The 21,575-nt window shown below is 43.9% G+C and carries 22 protein-coding genes, 1 tRNA gene and 1 other RNA gene; 13 read left to right on the forward strand and 11 right to left on the reverse strand.

Annotation, left to right across the window (positions count from 1 at the left end):
• Nucleotide 1: 1 nt before the first annotated feature.
• Entirely contained in the window at nucleotides 2–1,714 is a 1,713-nt protein-coding gene (locus B3D47_RS08130) for a tetratricopeptide repeat protein (protein WP_004891967.1), read from the reverse strand.
• 79 nt (nucleotides 1,715–1,793) lie between these two features.
• Here B3D47_RS08130 and hemA point away from each other — a divergent pair, with 79 nt between their 5' ends.
• Nucleotides 1,794–3,077 (forward strand): glutamyl-tRNA reductase, encoded by a 1,284-nt coding sequence (gene hemA, locus B3D47_RS08135; RefSeq protein ID WP_286861243.1) that lies wholly within the window; start codon nucleotides 1,794–1,796, stop codon nucleotides 3,075–3,077.
• A gap of 68 nt (nucleotides 3,078–3,145) precedes the next feature.
• Here hemA and B3D47_RS08140 read toward each other — a convergent pair whose 3' ends face one another.
• Both B3D47_RS08140 and B3D47_RS08145 read right to left on the reverse strand, forming a co-directional pair.
• Complete coding sequence (locus B3D47_RS08140) at nucleotides 3,146–5,080, reverse strand: DNA primase (RefSeq protein WP_004814914.1); 1,935 nt, start codon at nucleotides 5,078–5,080, stop codon at nucleotides 3,146–3,148.
• Nucleotides 5,081–5,270: 190 nt separating this feature from the next.
• Nucleotides 5,271–6,260 carry an outer membrane protein assembly factor BamD gene (locus tag B3D47_RS08145; protein ID WP_004814916.1) on the reverse strand — a complete coding sequence of 330 codons (990 nt, stop codon included), beginning with the start codon at nucleotides 6,258–6,260 and terminating at the stop codon, nucleotides 5,271–5,273.
• A 71-nt stretch (nucleotides 6,261–6,331) separates the two neighbouring features.
• Between B3D47_RS08145 and rluD the strand changes: the two genes are divergently transcribed.
• The 3 genes from rluD to B3D47_RS08160 are packed head-to-tail and all read left to right on the forward strand — an operon-like array spanning nucleotide 6,332 to nucleotide 8,766.
• A complete protein-coding gene (gene rluD / locus B3D47_RS08150; protein WP_004814917.1) occupies nucleotides 6,332–7,384 on the forward strand; it encodes a 23S rRNA pseudouridine(1911/1915/1917) synthase RluD in 1,053 nt (350 codons plus the stop codon).
• Nucleotides 7,385–7,424: 40 nt separating this feature from the next.
• On the forward strand, nucleotides 7,425–8,174 hold the full coding sequence (pgeF, locus tag B3D47_RS08155) for a peptidoglycan editing factor PgeF (RefSeq protein WP_286861248.1): 750 nt from the start codon (nucleotides 7,425–7,427) through the stop codon (nucleotides 8,172–8,174).
• Between the two features lie 31 nt (nucleotides 8,175–8,205).
• Nucleotides 8,206–8,766 (forward strand): flavodoxin family protein, encoded by a 561-nt coding sequence (locus B3D47_RS08160; protein ID WP_286861251.1) that lies wholly within the window; start codon nucleotides 8,206–8,208, stop codon nucleotides 8,764–8,766.
• A gap of 59 nt (nucleotides 8,767–8,825) precedes the next feature.
• Here the strand turns inward: B3D47_RS08160 and smpB are convergent, their stop codons facing one another.
• Entirely contained in the window at nucleotides 8,826–9,305 is a 480-nt protein-coding gene (gene smpB / locus B3D47_RS08165) for an SsrA-binding protein SmpB (protein WP_004891982.1), read from the reverse strand.
• 139 nt (nucleotides 9,306–9,444) lie between these two features.
• Between smpB and coaD the strand changes: the two genes are divergently transcribed.
• The 5 genes from coaD (at nucleotide 9,445) to B3D47_RS08190 (ending at nucleotide 11,663) form a co-directional block, all read left to right on the forward strand.
• A complete protein-coding gene (gene coaD, locus B3D47_RS08170; protein WP_004814921.1) occupies nucleotides 9,445–9,936 on the forward strand; it encodes a pantetheine-phosphate adenylyltransferase in 492 nt (163 codons plus the stop codon).
• 1 nt (nucleotide 9,937) lies between these two features.
• Nucleotides 9,938–10,201 (forward strand): YfhL family 4Fe-4S dicluster ferredoxin, encoded by a 264-nt coding sequence (locus tag B3D47_RS08175; RefSeq protein ID WP_034434081.1) that lies wholly within the window; start codon nucleotides 9,938–9,940, stop codon nucleotides 10,199–10,201.
• A gap of 26 nt (nucleotides 10,202–10,227) precedes the next feature.
• Nucleotides 10,228–10,605: RNase P RNA component class A (gene rnpB / locus B3D47_RS08180), an RNA gene on the forward strand.
• Nucleotides 10,606–10,677: 72 nt separating this feature from the next.
• A tRNA-Met gene (locus B3D47_RS08185) sits at nucleotides 10,678–10,754 on the forward strand.
• A gap of 102 nt (nucleotides 10,755–10,856) precedes the next feature.
• Nucleotides 10,857–11,663 carry a hypothetical protein gene (locus B3D47_RS08190; protein ID WP_286861256.1) on the forward strand — a complete coding sequence of 269 codons (807 nt, stop codon included), beginning with the start codon at nucleotides 10,857–10,859 and terminating at the stop codon, nucleotides 11,661–11,663.
• Here the strand turns inward: B3D47_RS08190 and B3D47_RS08195 are convergent.
• On the reverse strand, nucleotides 11,660–12,274 hold the full coding sequence (locus B3D47_RS08195; protein ID WP_286861259.1) for a CatB-related O-acetyltransferase: 615 nt from the start codon (nucleotides 12,272–12,274) through the stop codon (nucleotides 11,660–11,662). The two genes, B3D47_RS08190 and B3D47_RS08195, sit on opposite strands and share 4 nt — an antisense overlap.
• Before the next feature lie 107 nt (nucleotides 12,275–12,381).
• Nucleotides 12,382–12,777, reverse strand: a complete 396-nt coding sequence (locus tag B3D47_RS08200) for a RidA family protein (RefSeq protein ID WP_286861261.1) — start codon at nucleotides 12,775–12,777, stop codon at nucleotides 12,382–12,384.
• 141 nt (nucleotides 12,778–12,918) lie between these two features.
• Between B3D47_RS08200 and B3D47_RS08205 the strand changes: the two genes are divergently transcribed.
• Nucleotides 12,919–13,500, forward strand: a complete 582-nt coding sequence (locus tag B3D47_RS08205; RefSeq protein ID WP_286861264.1) for a TetR/AcrR family transcriptional regulator — start codon at nucleotides 12,919–12,921, stop codon at nucleotides 13,498–13,500.
• 78 nt (nucleotides 13,501–13,578) lie between these two features.
• Here the strand turns inward: B3D47_RS08205 and greA are convergent, their stop codons facing one another.
• The 3 genes from greA to carA all read right to left on the reverse strand — a co-directional run bounded on the left by greA (nucleotide 13,579) and on the right by carA (nucleotide 18,539).
• Nucleotides 13,579–14,055, reverse strand: a complete 477-nt coding sequence (gene greA, locus B3D47_RS08210; protein WP_005222895.1) for a transcription elongation factor GreA — start codon at nucleotides 14,053–14,055, stop codon at nucleotides 13,579–13,581.
• A 97-nt stretch (nucleotides 14,056–14,152) separates the two neighbouring features.
• Nucleotides 14,153–17,383, reverse strand: coding sequence for a carbamoyl-phosphate synthase large subunit (gene carB, locus B3D47_RS08215; protein WP_286861265.1), 3,231 nt, complete (start codon nucleotides 17,381–17,383; stop codon nucleotides 14,153–14,155).
• A gap of 13 nt (nucleotides 17,384–17,396) precedes the next feature.
• Nucleotides 17,397–18,539 (reverse strand): glutamine-hydrolyzing carbamoyl-phosphate synthase small subunit, encoded by a 1,143-nt coding sequence (carA, locus tag B3D47_RS08220; protein ID WP_004814933.1) that lies wholly within the window; start codon nucleotides 18,537–18,539, stop codon nucleotides 17,397–17,399.
• Between the two features lie 308 nt (nucleotides 18,540–18,847).
• Here carA and B3D47_RS08225 point away from each other — a divergent pair, with 308 nt between their 5' ends.
• Nucleotides 18,848–19,339: a hypothetical protein gene (locus tag B3D47_RS08225; protein WP_163165328.1), complete on the forward strand. Its 492-nt coding sequence runs from the start codon at nucleotides 18,848–18,850 to the stop codon at nucleotides 19,337–19,339.
• 99 nt (nucleotides 19,340–19,438) lie between these two features.
• Nucleotides 19,439–19,660: a hypothetical protein gene (locus tag B3D47_RS08230; protein WP_286861270.1), complete on the forward strand. Its 222-nt coding sequence runs from the start codon at nucleotides 19,439–19,441 to the stop codon at nucleotides 19,658–19,660.
• A gap of 102 nt (nucleotides 19,661–19,762) precedes the next feature.
• Here B3D47_RS08230 and B3D47_RS08235 read toward each other — a convergent pair whose 3' ends face one another.
• Both B3D47_RS08235 and yhbY read right to left on the reverse strand, forming a co-directional pair.
• A complete protein-coding gene (locus tag B3D47_RS08235; protein ID WP_163165331.1) occupies nucleotides 19,763–20,302 on the reverse strand; it encodes a DOMON-like domain-containing protein in 540 nt (179 codons plus the stop codon).
• Between the two features lie 11 nt (nucleotides 20,303–20,313).
• On the reverse strand, nucleotides 20,314–20,637 hold the full coding sequence (gene yhbY, locus B3D47_RS08240) for a ribosome assembly RNA-binding protein YhbY (protein ID WP_004814942.1): 324 nt from the start codon (nucleotides 20,635–20,637) through the stop codon (nucleotides 20,314–20,316).
• A 196-nt stretch (nucleotides 20,638–20,833) separates the two neighbouring features.
• Between yhbY and rlmE the strand changes: the two genes are divergently transcribed.
• On the forward strand, nucleotides 20,834–21,484 hold the full coding sequence (gene rlmE, locus B3D47_RS08245; protein WP_048882412.1) for a 23S rRNA (uridine(2552)-2'-O)-methyltransferase RlmE: 651 nt from the start codon (nucleotides 20,834–20,836) through the stop codon (nucleotides 21,482–21,484).
• Nucleotides 21,485–21,575 lie beyond the last annotated feature (91 nt).

Raw genomic sequence — 21,575 nt, forward strand, 5'->3', positions numbered from 1 at the left:
ATTAACTCGTTTTCATCGGTGGTGATAACAATAACGAATGAAGCTGCTTTAATTCAGGATCATCCGGATAATTTTGTTGTAATTGTTTAAAGACTTGTTGGAATTGTTCAATATCACCGTTCATGTACAGTGAGCGAGCCAGTCGTACGCCAATTTTTGCGCTCGGATTCAGGTTGTAAGCTTTTTCCCAAGCTAGAGCAGCAGTAGCAAAGTCATTTTGCTGATAGCAGATAAAGCCGAAGGTATCTAAAATCGAGGCTTGCTCAGGAGCATATTCCAGTGCTTGCTCGACATAACGACGGGCTTCTTCCAGACGACGGTTCTGCATTGCCAGTGTATAGGCATAGGCATTCAAATAAGCTGGATTATTCGGTTCAATGTTCAATAAGCGTTTCAGCAACTGATCGAGCAGAAGACGATCCTGATGTGGATCTAACAATAGTACTTGAGCATAGACCAGTTCCGGATCATCTGGCAGATTGTTGCTGGCTTCCTCCAGTAGACGCAGGGCAGCTTTCTTGTTGTCCATCTTTTTTAAGATGTCCGCCTGAGCCAGATACAGAAAACTGGCATGTTGTGGATAATTAACTCGTTCCTGGGTCAGGAAGCGCAGGGCATCTGTCAGTTTTTCCTGCTTGCTGAAGATAGAGATCATGTTACGCCTGGAAACGGTATACAGGCTGCCATCCACCAGACGGTAATAGGCTTTGGCAGTTTCATAATGCTGCTTACGCTCGGCATTAATCGCCAAATAATAATAAGCTTCATTCTGATACTGATCTGAGTAGCGCAGTTCGACCAGATATTTTTCTGCTTTGTCGTACTCTTCAAGGTCAATACTGGTCAGGCCTGCAATAAATAAGGCCTCTTCATGCGTAGGCCATTTTTTTAGAATAGTTTCCAGTTTTTGCAGGGCTAATCTAGTTTCATTGAGCTTGATCAGGTATTTGACTTCAGCCAGGCGCACTTCGATATTGTTGCGGTTTTTGTTGCTGGCTTTTTCATACCATTTTAAGGTCTGTTCCTGGTCATCTAAGGCCTGTAACAGATTGGCCTTCAGCAGAATATAGCCCGTAGATCTGGGACGCTTCTTTAGAGCACGATTAATGGTCAGCAGTGCCTGTTCAAACTGACCATTCTGGGCTTCCAGTCCTGCGACCAGGACAAGAATAGAGGGGTTATTTTTGGCTTTGCTGGAACTGAGTGCCTGTATCAGATAATTTCGATCTTCAGTATCTGTTGGGACGATTCCTGCAAGAATTTCTTCCAGATCGGCACTGTCATCAATCTGTAGAATTTTATCTAGGGTTTCTGCTGCCAGTTCATATTCGTGGGCTTTTAAGGCGATATGCGCCAGATAGAACATTGCTGGGACATCTTGTGGTTCCTGAACTACCCAATGTGTCGAAATATCAAGGGCTGCACGCAGATCATCATGTTCCAAAGCAACATTCAAGGCACGTTGTTTTACTGTGGTGGAATTGCTCTTGATGGCCAGCACAGTATAGTTATGTAGTGCAGTTGGAATGTCGTTGGAAGCTAAAGCAAACTCGGCGATCATACTCTGTTTTATTGCTTCATAATTTGGGTTGGCATGGTAAACTGTTCCTGCTGCCTGAAGCTGGGCAGTGGAAGCCATGCTACCCACAAGTAAGAATGTGGTAGAATATTGCTTAATTGTATGGCCGTGACTACGGCTGTTGATATATCGCAATTTTTTCTTGATCCAAGTAATGCTTTTTATGACACCGATGTTGCACAATAGCATAAATTTAGTGAAATGATGACCTGATATGTCTTTCTTTGCATTGGGTGTCAACCATCAAACTGCCTCTGTAGAACTTCGTGAACAAGTTGCTTTTAGTCCTGAAAAATTAAGTGTCTTGCTTGCTGAACAAAGCCAGCACCCTGAGCTGAATGACATGGTGGTGGTGTCTACATGTAATCGAACTGAAATCTACGCGATGTCTGACAATGTCGACATGGTGCTGAACTGGCTCGCCCAAAAAAATGGGGTTAATGTCAAGCAGCTGCAAAACCATGTGTATCGCTATGAAAATGCTCAGGCAGTTACACATCTGATGCGTGTCGCCAGTGGTCTGGATTCACTGATGTTAGGTGAGCCACAGATTCTGGGACAGGTAAAAACCGCTTTATCCCTGGCTAAAGAAGCTCATACCGTTTCGCCAAACCTCAACCGTATATTTGAATATGCCTTCTATGCCGCCAAACGTGTGCGTTCGGAAACTGCAGTGGGGAGTCATGCCGTATCGATGGGGTATGCGGTGGCACAGCTGGCGATCCAGGTTTTTTCCAAGCCAGAAAAACTGACCGTCATGATTGTTGCCGCAGGTGAAATGAATAGCCTGGTGGCCAAGCATCTGGCGGAAATGGGTGTCGGTAAGGTCATTATCTGCAACCGTACCCGCGCACGTGCTGAAAGTCTGGCACAGGAAATCGCGCATCGTGTCGATGTTGAAATTATTGAATTTGATCAGCTGGCAGCGAACCTGCATCGTGCTGATGTCATTTCCAGTTGTACCGGTAGTCTGCATCAGGTGATTTACTTTGCTGATGTCAAAGCGGCATTAAAGAAACGCCGTTACCAGCAAATGCTGTTGGTTGATCTGGCTGTACCGCGGGATATCGATGCCAAGGTTGAAAAGCTGGATGGAGTCTATCTCTATGGTGTCGATGACCTGCAAAGCGTGATTGAGGAAAACCTGGCACAGCGTCGTCAGGCGGCGGTTGAAGCGGAAGTAATGGTCAATCAGCTGGCAACTGAACTGGTTACCCAACAGAAAGTAAATCTGGCAGGTGACACCATTCATGCCTATCGTGACTATGGTGAACAGTTACGTGAAGAAGAACTGGCCCATGCCATGCAACGTATTGCCAAAGGTGATCTGGCTGTAGAGGTACTAGTAGATTTATCACATCGTCTGACTCAAAAGCTGCTACATCCCACTTCGATTGTGCTGCGTGAAGCGGCCAAAGCTGAAGACCCGAGCTGTTTTGAGATGGTACAGCATACCTTGCATGAGGTCATGCTAAAACGCCGTAAACCAAAGCACTAGATGTTTTCGATCCAATAAAAAATGGAGATCTACACAGATCTCCATTACTCAACTTAAAAATAAGAAAATTATTCTTCAAGCAGTGTCATGGTACGCTTCCGGTCAATCTCAAAAATCTGCAACTTCAGATTCTTCATTTCTTCAATACTGCTAAATTTCTTCGACTTAATCTTGTTTTTTAAACACTGATATTGCAGCTTGGTGGAGAAATCAGCTGCCAGCTTGTCTGCCTGTTCAGGAGAAGAGGTATAGTCGCTGACATTAGCATGTTGCAGGATGTGCTGTAATTCATGGTGATGTGCGGCACAAGCACCGAGTACATAATAAGTCGACAACTCTGGATCATCTGGTAGATCATCAAAAATTACATTTAGAATATTCAATATCTTGTAGAGCAATTGGTCCGGTGAAACTAGAGCACGCAATGGTTCAAAATGGATATACAGATAAGGATGATTCAGCAAGATTGCAATTACATATTCTTCAGCATCAATCTTGGTACTAAAGCTTAAGCTCGCGTCATTATTAACCTTGGGTTGCCATTTGCGGTTAAAACCCAGTTTTTCCCGGAAGAACTGTTGCAGCAAATAGCGATAAGAACCTTGCTTTGGTAATAGCTCGGTCAGCTGACGCAACTCTGCCATGACCTGGCTTTTACCCTCAGGTGTGGTCACATCATGGTTTTGGGCCAGATGAGCAAATACAAAATCAGATAACAGCGGAGCCTGATCTAATAGACGGCGAAAGTTTTCAATGCCTTCACGACGGATCAATGAATCTGGATCATGGTCATTTGGCAGTACAAAGAACTTCAGCTCACGACCATCATTGAGTAACGGCAGGGCAATCTCAAGTGTACGTCGTGCCGCTTTCTGACCGGCAGCATCACCGTCAAAGGCAATGGTAATACGATGATTCTGCTTGAACAGGATATTTAGATGTTCGGTATTACTGGCAGTCCCCAGTGTCGCCACAGCACCATGAATGCCATATTGCTGCAAGGCAATGACATCCATATAGCCTTCGACCATCAGCCACTCTTGGGCTTTCTGCTTACGGCCCTCATACAGGCCATACAGCAACTGGTTCTTATGGAAAACTTCCGAATCCGGCGAGTTAATATATTTTGGTTTGATCTCATCATTTAGGGCACGGCCACCAAAGCCGACCACGCGACCTTTCGCATCCCGAATCGGGAAAATCACCCGGTCACGAAGCAGGTCGAAATCACGACCATTGTCGCTGGTACGAATCAAACCTAAGAGCTTGAGACCTTCAATATCCTGCGGGAAAGCTTTTTCCAGGTGCTGCCAGTCTTCCGGTGCATAGCCTAAGCGCCAATAGGCAATTGTTTCAGCACTGAGGCCACGTTGGCGGAAATACTGCTGTGCACTGGCACTATTCGGTAACTGGCGCTCATAGAATTGTGCGATATTTTCCAATAGGTCAAACAGGTTGCCTTCCTGAGGCGCGTCCTGCATTGGCATTTGCTCAAAAGCAGCAAACGGATCGCTATAGTAATCCTGTTCAGGATTCTGAAACTCTGCAAAAGGGTCAAAACTGGTGACCGATGCAGTATTACTGGCAGCTGAAGTTGCCTGATTCTGATTATTGGATGTATTGGTTGCTGCCTTTGGCACAGACGGTTTTGTTGCAGCTTTAGGCTTCGCTGCTTCACGCTTATATTTAAGCTTGCTGGATTCCTGATTATCTTTAGGTAATTCAATGCCGGTCTGACTGGACAGGTCTTTCATCACTTCAATGAAATTACGGTTGCCAATGTCCATTAAAAAACGGATGGCATTCCCATTGGCCTGACAGCCAAAACAGTGGAAATACTGCTTGTCTCGGTAAACGTGGAAAGAAGGCGATTTTTCCTGATGGAAAGGGCAACAGCCCGAATAGGTACGGCCAGTTTTTTTTAATTTCACGAATTGACCAATCACATCGACAATGTCGGTGCGATCGAGAATCTGATCAATCGTATGTTGAGGAATAGCCATAGTCTGCTGAGCTTCTCGTGCTGCGTTTATAAGGTGTAAATCATTGAAAAATTAAGAGTAGGAATTAAGCCGGCTCTATATAAATTCCTTTGTATACCTTTTGCACGATTTGTTCAAGCGTTGCTCAGAAATGGCAAAAGGGCAAGTATGATACCTTGCCCTTTGCAAAATTGCACCTGTAACAGTCGGCTTATTCAGCAGTCGGCTCAGGCTGTTCAGTTTCAGTGTTTTTAGGACGATCTAACAAACCAAAGGACATGCGATTGGTCAGGCTGCGTTCCTGTTTCGGTTCCGGAATATTGTCTGAACCTGAGTAGGTACGCGCTTCCTTACCGAAGATCCCTAAGGTTGCACGGTTAAAGAAACTGCCTTCACTGCGTGCCGAACTTAAGTCCACTGTACCATCGGCATTCACCAGATTTGGATAGTTCAGTTTCAGCACTTCGATATATTGCTGTGAAGTCGCTTTATCACCGAGCTTGTCATAGCCATAGGCAATGGTCGCCAGAGCTTCCGGAGTTTGTGGCACTTGTGGGTAGTGTTCAATCACCCATTGCGCACGTTCAACAGCCGCAAGGTAGGCTTTACGCTTGATATTAAAACGCGCCGCATTCATTTCGTGCTCAGCCAGTTCCTGACCAATAAACTTCATACGTTGAGCAGCATCAACTGCATATTCGCTTGAAGGATAGCGACGAATAAAATCGACAAAATTCTGATAAGCCACTTTCAGATAGCTGACATCGCGGTGTGACTGTTTCAGTTTGGTATAGCGCAGCAGACCGTTATAGTTCTGCTCCATGTTGGCTACACCACGCACATAGTAGGCATAGTCCACATTTGGATGTTGTGGGTTCAGGCGGATGAAGCGTTCAGCCAATGCCACTGCACCTTCAAAATCCTTTTGCTGGAATTTGACATAGATCAGATCCAGTTGCGCCTGAGCTGCATACTGACTGGTAGGGAAATAGGTTTCCAGACCTTCAAGCTGACGTGCAGCATCACTATATTGCTGACGATCAAGCGCTTTTTGTGCTTTTTGAATATAAACCTGTTCGCTGGCTTCAGGGCCTTTATCCACGACGTCTTTTTTTGTTGGATTACTGCTACAGCCTACCATTGCCGATGCAACGCCTAACGTAATTGCAAGCATTGTCATTTTATAATGTGGTAGCGACATAAAAATTCCTCTGTTAATACGGGCAATGAGCTACAATTGCACTATTAAACCACTTTTGTCTGAATGAGCAAATGAGTCAAGCACAATCTTCCAATTCTAATTTCCCTGAAACTGATTTTAATTTACTTGAAGATTCTGAGGATGCAGATAACCATACTTCAGACACAACTGCAACACGTTTAGCGTTGCAATTTCAAGTGGATGAAACCTATCTGGGCCAGCGTATCGATCAGGTTGCCGCGATCGTATGGAGCGATTTTTCCCGCGAAAAGCTGAAACAGTGGATTAAAGACGGTAATTTATTGGTCAATGGCCAGCCTGTAAAGCCTAAATATAAATGTGATGGTTTTGAAACGCTTACACTAAATGTTGAACTTGAAGCACAGACCCGCAGCCTTCCTGAAGATATTCCACTGGATATCATCTATGAAGATGATGACATTATTGTGGTCAACAAACCAGTTGGCATGGTCGTACATCCGGGTGCAGGCAATAGTTCTGGTACTTTGGTGAATGCTTTATTGCATCATTATCCAAAATCAGCAGAACTGGCGCGTGCCGGTCTGGTACATCGTATCGATAAAGATACCTCGGGTTTACTGGTGGTTGCGAAAAACCTGGAAGCACAGTTTTCTTTAAGCCGTCAGCTTGAGAAAAAATCGGTATACCGCGTTTATGATCTAGTTGTATATGGCAACATCATTGCCGGCGGTACCATTGATGAGCCAATCAAACGTCATCCGGTAGATCGTGTCAAAATGACCGTACTTCCAGGTGGCAAGGATGCAGTCACGCATTACAATGTGAAAGAACGCTTTCAGCACTTTACCCGTGTTCAAGCACGTCTGGAAACTGGTCGTACCCATCAGATCCGTGTGCACTTTAGCTATATCGGTTATGGTTTGGTGGGTGATCAGGTGTATATGCCGCGTGTGCGTATGCCAGCCGGTGCTTCACAGTTGCTTGAAGATACCTTGCGTGGCTTTAAACGTCAGGCACTGCATGCTGCGACTTTAGGTCTGAAACATCCACGGACCAAAGAAGAAATGACCTTTAATGCGCCGTGGCCAGAAGATTTCACCAATCTGGTTGAAGTACTGCGCAGCGAAAACAAGGCTTATTAATTTCTTCATTTCCAGCATTGGTCATTAAAAGGAAAGAGACATGCAATTTGTACAAGGTTTGCCTCAAAGCGTTTATGTGGGTCAGACTCGTGTTCATCATGAACAGATACAGCCATCGGAGCAGCCAGAACTGGCGGGCTTTAATCTGGCATTGCATGTCAATGACAATCCGGCGCGTGTGCAAAAACATCGCATCCAGTTGCTAAAAGACTTCCAGCCTTTTGGCGTGGATAAAATCACCTGGATGACCCAAACCCATAGCACGATTTGTTATACCATCAATGAGCAGATGCCATTTGAGGCGCTGATCGGTGATGGTCTGGTTACGCAGCGCAAAGCGCACGCCTTGATGATGATGACCGCAGACTGTTTACCTGTGGTACTGGGAAATGCAGATGGCACAGAAGTTGCCAATTTACATGCAGGCTGGCGTGGGCTGGCAGGTGGGATTGTGGAAAATACCATTGCTGCCATGCAGACTCAGCCGACCTGGGCATGGCTCGGTGCGGCGATTAGTCAGCCGTGTTTTGAAATTGGCGCAGAAGTAAAAGCAGCTTTCTGTTCCAAATATCCTGAACTGGACAGTGCATTTCAGGCAGGAGAGCAGGCAGGCAAGCACTATGCCGATCTGTATGCAATTGCGCGTTATATCCTGAATCAGCATGGTATCAAAACCGTGCTGGGGGGTGATCAGTGCTCTTACCGTCAGGCAGATGAATACTTCTCTTATCGCCGTGAAGCCAAGACCGGACGCATGGCAACATTCGTGTTTATGGCTTGGAAATGTTAAACTTGACTGAAATTCTTGGTTTTTAAGTATTATGTCCCTATCTTCCCAATCTGTTGCGATTGTTTATCACAGTCCTTATGGACACACGGCTAAAGTGGCAAATTTCATTGCCGATGGTGCACGGGAAACTGGTGTTCAGGTGCATATGATGAATGTCGAACATATAGATTGGGAAGTGCTGGACGCTGCCGATGCGATTATTTTTGGCTGTCCAACTTATATGGGTAGTCTGACTTCGGCGATGAAGCTGTTTATGGAACAGTCTTCGAAACGCTGGCTGGCACGTGCATGGCAGGGCAAGCTGGCAGCAGCTTTTACCAATGGCGGCGGTCTCAGTGGCGACAAGCTGGCGGTATTGCAGCAGATTAATCTGTTTGCCATGCAGCACGGCATGTTATGGGCAGGTTTGCCGTTAATGCCAACTGGACGTAGCGTAACTGACCTCAACCGTATGTCCAGCTTTTTAGGTTTAATGACTCAATCGGATAATGCACCTGTTGATGTAACCCCACCTGAGGGAGATTTAAAAACTGCGCTCTGGTTTGGTGAATATATTGCCTTGACGCTGGCCCGTATGAATCTGAAGGCTTAATTGGATTCATAAAAAAACCTCCATTTCATGGAGGTTTTTTTATAGGCATTATGTAACCATTAGCGATGGAAAATTCGCGCTTTGTCGCGTTGCCAGTCACGGTCTTTCTCAGTTGCACGCTTATCATGCAGCTGTTTACCTTTTACCAACGCAATTTCCAGTTTGGCATTTGGACCTTTCCAGTAACAAGCCAGTGGTACGCATGAATAACCCTTCTGGTTAATTGCACCCAGAAGCTTTTCAATTTCACGGCGATTCAGCAACAGTTTACGGGTACGCGTCGCTTCAGGCACCACATGGGTAGACGCACTCAATAGCGGCTGAATCTGGGCACCAAACAGGAAAGCTTCACCATTTTTAAAGGTGATATAGCTCTCCACGATGGTCATACGACCAGCACGCAAGGATTTTACTTCCCAGCCTTGTAAGGAAAGTCCAGCTTCAAATTTTTCTTCAATAAAATAATCGTGACGGGCACGTTTGTTTAGCGCAATCGTTCCGCCGTTATTTTTTTTAACTACAATACTTGCTTTCGCCATAATCTGATACTTCCAAACTTGCTGCTATTGTACCGCAACTTTAATTGAGTTGAAGTTTTTAAATTGATGGAGTTTCTTCGCCAAAAAATCAAGATTTTGTTAAAATGGAAAACTTACACAATAAACAGAGTAAAAATGGATGACTAAAACTCGTGTAATTTATCCGGGGACCTTTGATCCGATCACCAATGGCCATATTGACCTGGTGACCCGTGCAGCAAAGATGTTTGATGAAGTTGTAGTTGCAATTGCGATTGGACATCACAAGAACCCGGTATTTAGTCTGGAAGAGCGAGTTGAGCTGGCCCAAGCGTCGTTGAGCCATTTGAACAATGTTGAATTTGTAGGATTTGATGGCCTGCTGGTGAATTTCTTTCGTGAGCAGAATGCTACAGCAGTCCTGCGTGGTCTGCGTGCAGTGTCAGATTTTGAGTATGAATTTCAGTTGGCCAATATGAACCGTCAGCTGGATTCACATTTTGAAGCGGTATTTTTAACCCCTTCAGAACAGTATTCCTTTATTTCATCCACTCTGGTGCGTGAAATTGCCCGCTTGCGAGGGGACGTAACCAAGTTTGTTCCGCCAAACGTGGTTGCTGCCTTCGAGCGTAAACTTCAACAAGGTTGGTAGCGTGTCTTTATATATCACCGATGAATGCATCAACTGTGATGTCTGTGAACCTGTATGCCCGAATGAGGCAATTTATATGGGGGAACTCATTTACGAGATCAATCCTGATCTGTGTACCGAGTGCGTCGGACATCATGATAAACCGCAGTGTCAGTTATTCTGTCCTGTAGACTGTATCCCGCTGGATCCAAACCATGCAGAGACGCAGGAACAGCTTCAAGCCAAGTATGAAAAACTGACTGCTCAAAAAACATCAAGCAATTAGTTGCCAGATTTGATACTATGCGGCTCGAAGTGAGCCAGACGATCGCTGCTGTGGAGATCTCCGTGATTGAAGCAGGGGAGGAAAGTCCGGGCTTCATAGGGCAAGGTGCCAGGTAACGCCTGGGCGGCGTGAGCCGACGGAAAGTGCAGCAGAGAGTAGACCGCCTTCATTATGGTTCTGAGCAATCGGAATCGGAGGTAAGGGTGAAAGGGTGCGGTAAGAGCGCACCGCATGACTGGTAACAGTTCATGGCATGGTAAACCCCACCGGAAGCAAGACCAAATAGGGATCCTTTAGGCATGGCCCATGCTGGATCCGGGTAGGTCGCTTGAGCGTATGAGTGATTGTACGCCTAGAGGAATGATCGTTCTCGACAGAACCCGGCTTATCGGCTCACTTCACCAAATTTTGATCAATCAGTGCATTATGGGGTTGACGTTTTTTTTAGAAAAACTCATAATGCGCGCACAGTTTAAGGCTATGTAGCTCAGTTGGTTAGAGCACCGCACTCATAATGCGGGGGTCACAAGTTCAAGTCTCGTCATAGCCACCATATTCTTAGAAAAACCCACTCCGATTGAGTGGGTTTTTTTTATGCCTATAAGAATTACAATGATATGATAATCACGAAATAAGCAACTGAATTTTAAGAACAATGTCTAAAGACTTTTTTAAATGGTTCAAATTAAATATTGGGAGCTGTTTGTCGTGGGCGATAACTTTTGCATGGCTCATTTTTATTTATTTTAAAATTCATAATGGAATTTTGCCTACAAACTTAAATGAATTCGGTGATTTTATTGCTGGAGCTTTTGCACCCTTGGCATTTTTCTGGTTAGTTAGAGGATTTTATCAGCAAGGTAAAGGACTTGAGCAAAACTCTAAAGCCTTAAAATTACAGGCAGATGAACTTAAAAAAACAACTGACGCTTTGGATCTGCAAGTTAAAGAAATGAGAGCTTCCGTTGAACAACAATCACGGTTGGCAGAATTTTATGAAAATGAACTTAAGCAAAAACAATTCGCGGCGAAGCCATTTTTAAATTTTAAGAGCGAAAATTTCTTTATCGAAGATCGGCAAAGAGAAATAAGAGATGCTGATGGTGAAGTCATAGATGTAGAGATGGGTTATGAAGCTAGCTATAATTTAATTATTGAAAATGAAGGGGAAGTTGCAAAAGAAATATCAATTATTAAGGTGGATAGTAAACGTATTATTTGTACTAGACATGAAATACAAAAAAAAGTTAAGAATGAATTTCTCATTTATCTATCTGATGATGAAATTAATGAGGTTCAAAAAAATAAAAAATTACAACAACTATTTCTAATTCAATATCATGATTGTTATGGATTGCAATATAATGAAGAGATAGAGATTAAGATTTATGAATATGATGATCCATATATGAAATCCTATAGTGTGATGATCAATCGATATAAAAAGAAAGGAAATTATTAAAAGATTTCTAATAGATTTTTAACATCATCCGTCTGCAACTGCTCACGCATCTTTAAAAACTGCTTTTCATCTAAGTCATAAAGTTTAAGTGAAAGCAGTTTTTTTATATCTTCCTCAGGAAAGCGATATTTAATAATTTTGGCTGGTACACCACCAACGACGGCATAAGGTGGCACATCTTCAGTCACGACAGCCCCCGTTGCGACCACAGCACCTTCACCAAGCTTTACACCCGGCATAATCATGGCACGAGAGCCGATCCAGCAGCCATCACCAATGATCGTATCACCAGCAAGCTCAAAACCACGTGTATCGAACGGAAACGCTGAAATCCAGTCGATACGGTGCAATTGGTTACTACCCATCATAATCACGCATTCTGCGCCAAAACAGACGAAATTACCGATATAAAGCTGATCAATCGGCTTGTCTGGCGTGGCAGGCTTATCATGTAAATAACGTACTACACAGCGCTCAAAACCTTGATCCCAATAGGCTGAATAGTAGGAATAATTCCCTTTAATATGAATATTCGGGTTCTTCACAGTTTTTGAGATGAACTCAAATTCACACCAATGATTCACAGGCGAATTAATTAACTTTTCGAACATAGGGAGACAAGAATAATAAGGAATGGATCATTATACCGAATTGCGCTGCAAGCTGAATCAACAATCTCAATCTAGTCCGTGAAGAAAATTTTAAAGTAAATGCTGATCTAAGGGCTTTGAGGAATACGCGCAATGACTTTGATTTCGAAGTCAAAACCTGCCAGCCAGGTCACCCCCACAGCCGTCCAGTTCGGATAAGGCTTTTGGGTAAAAATCTGGTTTTTAACTTTCATAATGCTTTCAAACTGCTGTTCAGGATTGGTATGAAAGGTGGTGACATCGACAATATCATCAAAAGTACAACCAGCCGCTGCCAATGTCGCAGCTAAATTTTGAAAAGCCCGTTCTACCTGTTTTTCAAAATCTGGTTCAGGAGAGCCATCTTCACGACTACCGACCTGACCTGAAACAAACAGTAAATCTTGCGATTTGATTGCAGCAGAATAACCATGTTGTTCATACAGGGCATGGCGGTCTTGGGGAAATATTGCAGTTCTAGTCATGGCTATTCTCTTTGAAATACTTACTATGAAAAATTTTTCTTAAAGCATCTGGCAGTTTCACATACGCTTCGTATGTAAACATAATTGACATACGCTGCGTATGTCAATTAAAATTTTTGTAATGCTGAAGTGAGAATAGAAATGTCTGTTCGTGAATTAAAAATGGCCGAGACCCATAAAAAACTGATTCAAGTGGCACGCCGTGCATTTGGGGAATATGGCTATGCAGAGACTTCAATGGATAAACTCACAGCAGAAGCAGGGCTGACCCGTGGTGCGCTATATCATCATTTTGGTGATAAAAAGGGCTTATTTGCGGCAGTGGTCGATCAGATTGATTCAGAAATGGCTTCATCTGCCCAGCAACATCTGGAGCAGCCTGATGATCTTTGGGAAGGATTGATGCTAGAAGGGCGGACCTATATTCAAAATGCCCTGAATCCGGAATTCCAGCGCATTGTACTGCGTGACGGGCCGGCTGTGCTGGGTGATCCAGCGCATTGGCCAAGTCAAAATAAATGCTTGCAATCAACACGTGAATGTGTAGAACAGTTATTGGCTGAGGGTCGATTAAAACCAGTCGATGCGCTTGCTACCGCGGTCTTGCTAAATGGCGCAGCAATGAATGCAGCACTGTGGGTGGCATCCAGCGATGATCCTGCACAGGTTTTACCTCAGGCTTTACAGGCATTTGAAGCATTGGCTTCTGGCTTCTTAAAATAAAATCGATAGAAATTTTCAGGATTAATAAAAAACCCCTCAAGCGAGGGGTCTTACAGCCTAAAAATATCTAAATAAAAATTAGATATATTCAACTTTGGAAATTTCGTATTCCACTTCACCTTGTGGTGTCACGATTTTCACTTCGTCGCCTTCGTTTTTACCTAAAAGGCCACGTGCGATCGGAGAGTTCACAGAGATCTTGTTAATCTTAAAGTCTGCTTCGTCATCACCCACGATTTTGTAAGTTTTTTGTTCTTCAGTGTCCAGATTTTCAATGGTCACTGTCACGCCAAATACAACACGACCGTTTTGTTCCAGTGCTTTAACATCAATCACCTGGCAAGCACCAAGTTTACCTTCGATGTCCTGAATACGACCTTCACAGAAGCCCTGTTGTTCACGTGCAGCATGATACTCTGCATTTTCCTTTAGATCTCCATGTTCACGTGCTTCAGCAATTGCAGCTGTAATACGCGGGCGATCAACAGTTTTTAGCTGATGTAATTCTTTTTCCAAGGCAAGTTTGCCTTCAGGAGTCATAGGATAACGTTGCATAGTTGTCCCTCAAAATTAGGTATGTAAGTAAAATACAAAGTGTATAAATGAAAAAAAGCCCGCCACCGAGAAGGTGGCGGGACTTCTCAGTAACGAATTAACCTACTGTTAAATCTTGCAAACGATATACATCCATCGGCAATTTAATTGCTAAAGCTTGGCATACTGCATCCGCACCATTCAAGGTAGTTGTGTTATACACTTTACCTTGAAGTGCGGAACGACGGATCGAGAATGAATCTTCCTGCGCTTTTTTACCTTCAGTCGTATTGATTACAAGGTGGATTTCGCCGTTTTTGATACGGTCCACAATGTTTGGACGACCTTCAGTTACTTTGTTTACGCGTTCACATTCAAGACCAGCTTCGCTAATCACTTTAAATGTACCATCAGTTGCAAGAATCTTGAAGCCTAGGTCAATCAATTGTTTCGCAATGCCTGCTGCACGAGGTTTATCTGAGTCACGTACAGAAATGAATGCGTGTTTCACTTCACCTTCTGTCGGAAGACCAGGTAGACGTTCGTTCGCACCTAAAACAGCTTTATAGAATGCTTCACCAAATGTTTTACCAACGCCCATGACTTCGCCTGTAGATTTCATCTCAGGACCAAGGATCGGGTCAACGCCAGGGAATTTGTTGAATGGGAACACTGCTTCTTTGACAGAGAAGTGTTCAGGGATAATCTCTGAAGTGAATCCTTGAGATTCTAGAGATTGACCCGCCATACAACGTGCAGCCACTTTCGCTAAAGATTCGCCGATACACTTAGAAACGAACGGCACAGTACGTGATGCACGTGGGTTCACTTCCAGGATGTAAACGTCTTTGCCTTTGACCGCAAACTGAACGTTCATTAGACCAATTACGCCAAGTTCTTTTGCCATTGCAATTGTCTGACGACGCATTTCGTCCTGAATCTCTTTAGAAAGAGAGTAAGGAGGAATCGAACATGCTGAGTCACCAGAGTGAATACCTGCTTGTTCAATATGCTGCATGATGCCGCCAATCACAACGTCTTTACCGTCAGATACGCAGTCTACGTCAACTTCGATGGCATCATCCAGGAAACGGTCAAGCAGAACAGGCGCTTCGTTTGATGCTTGAACCGCATCACGTAAGTAGCGTTTGAGTTCTTCATCGTTATACACGATTTCCATCGCACGGCCACCAAGGACGTAAGAAGGGCGTACCACAAGTGGGTAGCCTACTTTAGATGCCTCAGCCATACCTTCTTCAGCAGATTTTACGATGCTGTTGTTTGGTTGACGAAGTTGTAGACGTTGAATCATTTGTTGGAAACGTTCACGGTCTTCTGCACGGTCAATCGCATCAGGAGATGTACCGATAATTGGCGCACCTGCTTCTTCTAAAGCACGAGCCAGTTTCAAAGGTGTTTGACCACCGTACTGAACGATAATACCTTTCGGCTTCTCGATACGTACGATTTCAAGCACATCTTCAAGTGTAATTGGTTCGAAGTACAAACGGTCAGATGTGTCGTAATCCGTAGAAACTGTTTCTGGGTTACAGTTCACCATGATCGTTTCGTAACCGTCTTCACGCATTGCAAGCGCCGCGTGTACACAGCAGTAATCGAATTCGATACCTTGACCGATACGGTTAGGACCGCCACCAATCACCATGATCTTGTCACGAGTCGATGGATTTGCTTCACATTCTTCATCGTAAGTTGAGTACATGTAAGCTGTATCAGATTCGAATTCTGCAGCACATGTATCGACACGTTTGTAAACTGGCGTTACGCCCAGGTTCCAACGGTGTTTACGGAATTGTTTTTGTGAAATACCCATCAAGTTCGCAATGCGAAGATCTGATAAACCTTTACGTTTGAATGCACGGATGTTATCCGCATTCAAATCACCAAAACCTAAAGTTTTGATCTGGTTTTCAGTTTTGATGATGTCTTCGATTTGGATCAAGAACCAACGGTCGATGTTGGTCGCAGCAAAGACTTCATCAAGCGTGAAGCCGTGACGGAATGCATCGCCCACGTACCAGATACGCTCAGGACCTGGAACTTTAAGCTCTTGTAAAATTTTCTCACGCGCACCTTCAGTACCCGCTTCGATTTTCTCATCAAAGCCAGATGCACCGACTTCAAGACCACGAAGCGCTTTTTGCATAGACTCCTGGAAGTTACGGCCAATGGCCATCACTTCACCCACAGATTTCATCTGTGTTGTCAAAGTTGCATCAGCTTGTGGGAATTTCTCGAAGTTGAAACGAGGAATCTTAGTAACTACATAGTCAATCGCAGGTTCGAATGATGCAGGTGTTGTACCGCCAGTAATGTCATTTTTCAGTTCATCAAGGGTATAACCTACAGCCAGTTTCGCCGCAATTTTCGCAATTGGGAAACCAGTTGCTTTAGACGCAAGCGCAGATGAACGAGAAACACGCGGGTTCATCTCGATCACAACCATACGGCCATCTTTCGGGTTAATACCGAACTGAACGTTAGAACCGCCTGTTTCTACACCAATTTCACGAAGTACAGCTAGAGAAGCGTTACGTAGTAACTGGAATTCTTTATCTGTAAGCGTTTGCGCAGGCGCAACAGTGATCGAGTCACCTGTGTGCACGCCCATTGGGTCGAAGTTTTCAATGGTACATACAATGATACAGTTGTCGTTTTTGTCACGAACAACTTCCATTTCGTACTCTTTCCAGCCAATTAATGATTCATCGATCAATAATTGTTTGGTTGGAGAAAGATCGAAACCGCGTTCACAGATTTCAATGAATTCTTCTTTGTTGTATGCGATACCGCCGCCTGAACCACCCATGGTGAATGATGGACGGATAATCACAGGGAAACCGAAGCGCGCTTGAATTTCTAAAGCTTCTTCCATTGATTCGGCAATGTCTGCTTTTGGACATTCAAGACCAATTTTACGCATTGCCTGGTCGAACAGTTTACGGTCTTCAGCTTTTTCAATCGCTTCTTTGGTCGCACCGATCAGTTCAACATTGAATTTTTCTAAAATGCCGTGCTCATCAAGGGCAAGGGCACAGTTCAATGCAGTTTGACCACCCATTGTAGGAAGAACTGCGTCTGGGCGTTCTTTCTCAATGATTGCTGCAACAGTCTGCCAGGTAATCGGTTCGATATACGTTGCGTCTGCCATCGCAGGGTCAGTCATAATGGTTGCTGGATTAGAGTTCACCAAAATAACACGGTAGCCTTCTTCACGAAGCGCTTTACACGCTTGCGCGCCTGAATAGTCAAACTCACACGCCTGACCAATCACAATAGGACCAGCACCGATAATTAAGATGCTTTTAATGTCTGTACGTTTAGCCATGATGCTTCCTTAATTACTTCTTAGATGCTTCGATAAGTTCGATGAAATGATCGAACAATGGTGCGCAGTCATGTGGACCAGGGCTTGCTTCAGGGTGACCCTGGAAGCTGAATGCAGGTTTGTCTGTGCGATGGATACCTTGGTTAGTACCATCAAACAGTGAGCGATGAGTCACACGCAATACCGCAGGCAAGGTGCTTTCATCCACTGCGAAGCCGTGGTTTTGAGAAGTAATCATCACTGTACCAGTTTCAATGTTTTGTACAGGATGGTTGGCACCGTGATGGCCGTGAGGCATTTTCACAGTCTTGGCACCGCTTGCAAGCGCAAGAATCTGATGACCCAGGCAAATCCCGAATACAGGAATATTGCGGGCATCTTCTACAATTGTTTTTACAGCTTCAATTGCGTAGTCACATGCAGCTGGATCGCCAGGGCCGTTCGACAGGAACACGCCATCTGGATTCAGTGCAAGTACGTCAGCAGCAGGAGTTTGCGCAGGCACAACGGTCAATTTACAACCGCGATCTGCAAGCATACGTAAGATGTTGGTTTTGACACCGTAATCGTATGCAACAACATGGAATTTAAATTCTGGTTGAGCGAAGCCTTTACCTAAAGTCCATGAACCTTCAGTCCATTCAAAACCTTCAGGATCACAGCATTCTTTTGCAAGGTCTAAACCATTCAGACCACCGAATGCGCGTGCTTTTTCAAGTGCTTCTTCTTCAGTGATGTTTTCGCCTGCAAGGATACAACCGTTTTGTGCACCTTTATCACGCAAAATTCGAGTTAATCGTCGCGTGTCGATGTCAGCAATAGCCACTACATTGTGCTGTTCTAGATATTCACCTAGTGATTGTTCAGCACGGAAGTTACTGTGTAATAAAGGAAGGTCACGGATAATTAAACCGTTTGCCCATACTTTATGAATACGACCTGATTCTGCGTCTTCTTCGTTGCAACCCGTATTACCGATATGTGGGTAAGTTAAAGTTACAAGCTGCTGTGCATAACTTGGATCAGTCAAAATTTCTTGATAGCCAGTCATGGCAGTGTTGAAAACGACTTCACCAGTCGTACAACCCGATGCGCCAATCGAAGTACCTTTAAAGATAGTTCCGTCGGCAAGGGCTAAAATTGCTGGGGTGCTCAAACCAAAGCTCCTGAAATTTAGGCTGTAAAAAAGCGAGTAGACGAAAAAAAAGGAAGGTTAATTTTTAAACCTACCCTCCTATGTCTGCTCGCTTGAACTTAACACGGCATTATACGCAGTAACACCTGCTAAGTCCAATAGCTTTGCTGCAAAAGTATGAGATAAATGGCTTGCTTTTTGCTTGAAAGTCTGTTTCATGATCAATGTTGAAAAATGTAACCATTTAATAATTGTCAGACAAATCAAGTCTTAAATTTTATCGAATTTACTAAAATGAAATCGTCAAAACATAACTAAAGGCAAAAGACATGGCTACCCCAACTAAAACTACAACATCTAAAAAAAATCTGAATGTCGTTGTCACAGAAACTGCCGAGCAGCTTGAAAAAGCAGCAATAGAGGCGAAAGAGCAGGCAGTGGAAACGCTTGGCGAAAGCAAAGAAAATATTGAAGCTGAAGTAAAAAAACTGAGCAATACTGTGACTGATCAGCTGACCCAGTTTAAACAGGATTTACTGCAGCGCATCGATACCCTGAAAGAGCAGTTGTTTGGCTCACAAAAAGAGTTGAATGAACTGACCAGCTTTATCAAAACCGAATTTAATGTGGTCATTGATGATCTATCGAAACTCGGTAAAGAATTAAAAGAAGATGTCACCCAGATTTCGACCAAACATAAGGATCATCTGGCAGATACCCTAAAACGCTCTAAAGACAGTACGATTGAAGTTTTGAAAAAAGTTAAACCCGTCGTTGTAAAAGGAGAAACCGAAGAAAAAGAAACTGATCTAAAAAGTTAAACAAGCAACAAAACAAAAAAAGCAGCTGAAGGGGAGCATCTAAGTTCTCCTTTCGTGTTGTACGCAACACTGACTCATAAAAAAAAATAGGGGGTCATGATGCAACATCATCTTATAGCGGCAATATTTCTACTCGCCTTGATCATGGTTCTGAATCTTGAAACCTGGAAAAGCCGTCTAGCCTATCTTGCCATGGTGACATTGAGTTTTAGCTATCTCAGTGTTTTACAGGCCGCAGTTTCCATTATTGCGATTACGATGATTCTGATTTTTTACGCTGCTGTGACAACAGTACAGAGAAATGCAAGACTACATCACTAATCCACTTACCCTGAACTGCAGGCAAAATAAAAAACGTGAGACCGATGAGCCTCACGTTTTTATATTTTTATCATTTGTGTATTACAGGAGAGTATTTACATCCTAGAACACATGTAACCAGTCACGCTTGTTATGAAAGTCTGCCTGTGGACTGCTGTGCTGCATGGCATAGTATTGATCGCCTTGAGGGGTTTTCAATACAGCAGACAAGCCAAGGAACAGATCAGCCCATTTTAGCTTGTTCAGGGCCATAAAATCGGTTAGATCCAGACTGACATTGAGTCCATAATGGGTACGCTTGAGCTGGTTCAGGTCGATATCATAAGCCACTTGTGGCGGCATTTCTTCCGGATAACGGTATTCTTCAAACTGATAGGCTTGCCAGGCCTGAGAAGGAGAGAGATTGATTTCGCGATAAAAATCTTCGTCCTTTACCCCAATAAAAATTTCAAAACACGTCTGTTCCCAGAGAAAGTCCTGACGGGGGTGTGCTGCGACCAGTTCTGGCCAAAGCACATACTGGTTCGGATCGCGTAGCCAAAAACCCACATTCAATGTGGATGGGCCTTGCTGTTCAATCGCGCCGACCAGCGAGATCGCCTGAAAACGACGATCGAATGCATTCAGTTCGTAACTAGCCATAGATCCTGAACTTAGTTAGACAAGTGCGCAAAGCGAACAAGGTTAGACAGTTTTTGGTTCTGTTTCGGCGCTTTTTTGTAAAGCAACGCGATTTTACCAATGGTTTGTACGATTTCAGCACCTGTTGCTTCAACGATCTCAGTAATGAGAACAGCACGTGCTTCACGATCTTCAGCCACAACTTTCACTTTAATCAGTTCGTGGTCGTTCAGCGCACGCTCAAGTTCTTCGATCACATTTTCAGTCAGGCCTTTGTCACCAAGCATTACCACCGGGTTTAATGCATGTCCGATTTGACGTAAACGTTTACGTTCCTGAATAGATAAAGACGCCATGAGAGATAACCTGATTTTTAAAACGGCTTAGTATAGCAAAAGCAAAAAACAAACGCTTTATATTCTCCGGAAATAATCGGTGCTATCACATAAAAAATCCAACCAACTGTCTTAGATTTAGATACAGATCAATACTGCAAATCATGTGTTTTTCACGTACAATTAATAATTGGAAGTTTTTTTTATTTAGAGAGTTATGGCAACACGCATTACCAACCAGAAGTTATCCAAAAGTAGTCGTGCGTGGATGAGAGAGCATCTCGATGACTTTTATGTGAAGAAAGCGCAAAAAGAAGGTTATCGGGCACGTGCAGCGTATAAACTTCTTGAGATTCAAGAAAAATACGGCATTATCAAACCAGGTATGACGGTTGTCGATCTGGGCGCAGCGCCAGGAAGCTGGTCGCAAATTGCTGGCAAACTGGTCGGTTCTAAAGGTCTGGTGATCGCATCGGATATCCTGGAAATGGATGCACTGCCAGATGTGACCTTTCTGCAAGGTGACTTTCGTGAGCAGGAAGTGTTCGATAAATTGTTAAATATTTTAGATGGACGTACGGTAGACGTTGTAATTTCCGATATGGCCCCCAATACATCAGGTAATAAGGCTGTAGATCAACCGCGTCAGATCTATCTCTGTGAACTGGCCCTCGACTTTGCCAACAAGGTTTTAGGTCCTAAAGGTCAGTTTATTGTTAAAGTCTTCCAGGGCACTGGCTTTGATGAATTCCGTAAGGAAGTTGTTAATAGTTTTGATGTTCTGAAAACGGTAAAACCTGCTGCATCGCGTGCTCGCTCGAAAGAAGTCTTTCTGGTGGGGCAGGGGCGCAAGAAGGCTTCTAAATAAAGTCTACTTGCCAACACGCTAAAAATTGTGCATTTTGTACGTTTTTAATAATTGCAAGTTGAACAAACTTGGAAATTCAGGTCACCCGCGA

This window comes from Acinetobacter sp. UBA3461, assembly GCF_002381195.1.
Lineage (GTDB): Bacteria > Pseudomonadota > Gammaproteobacteria > Pseudomonadales > Moraxellaceae > Acinetobacter > Acinetobacter schindleri.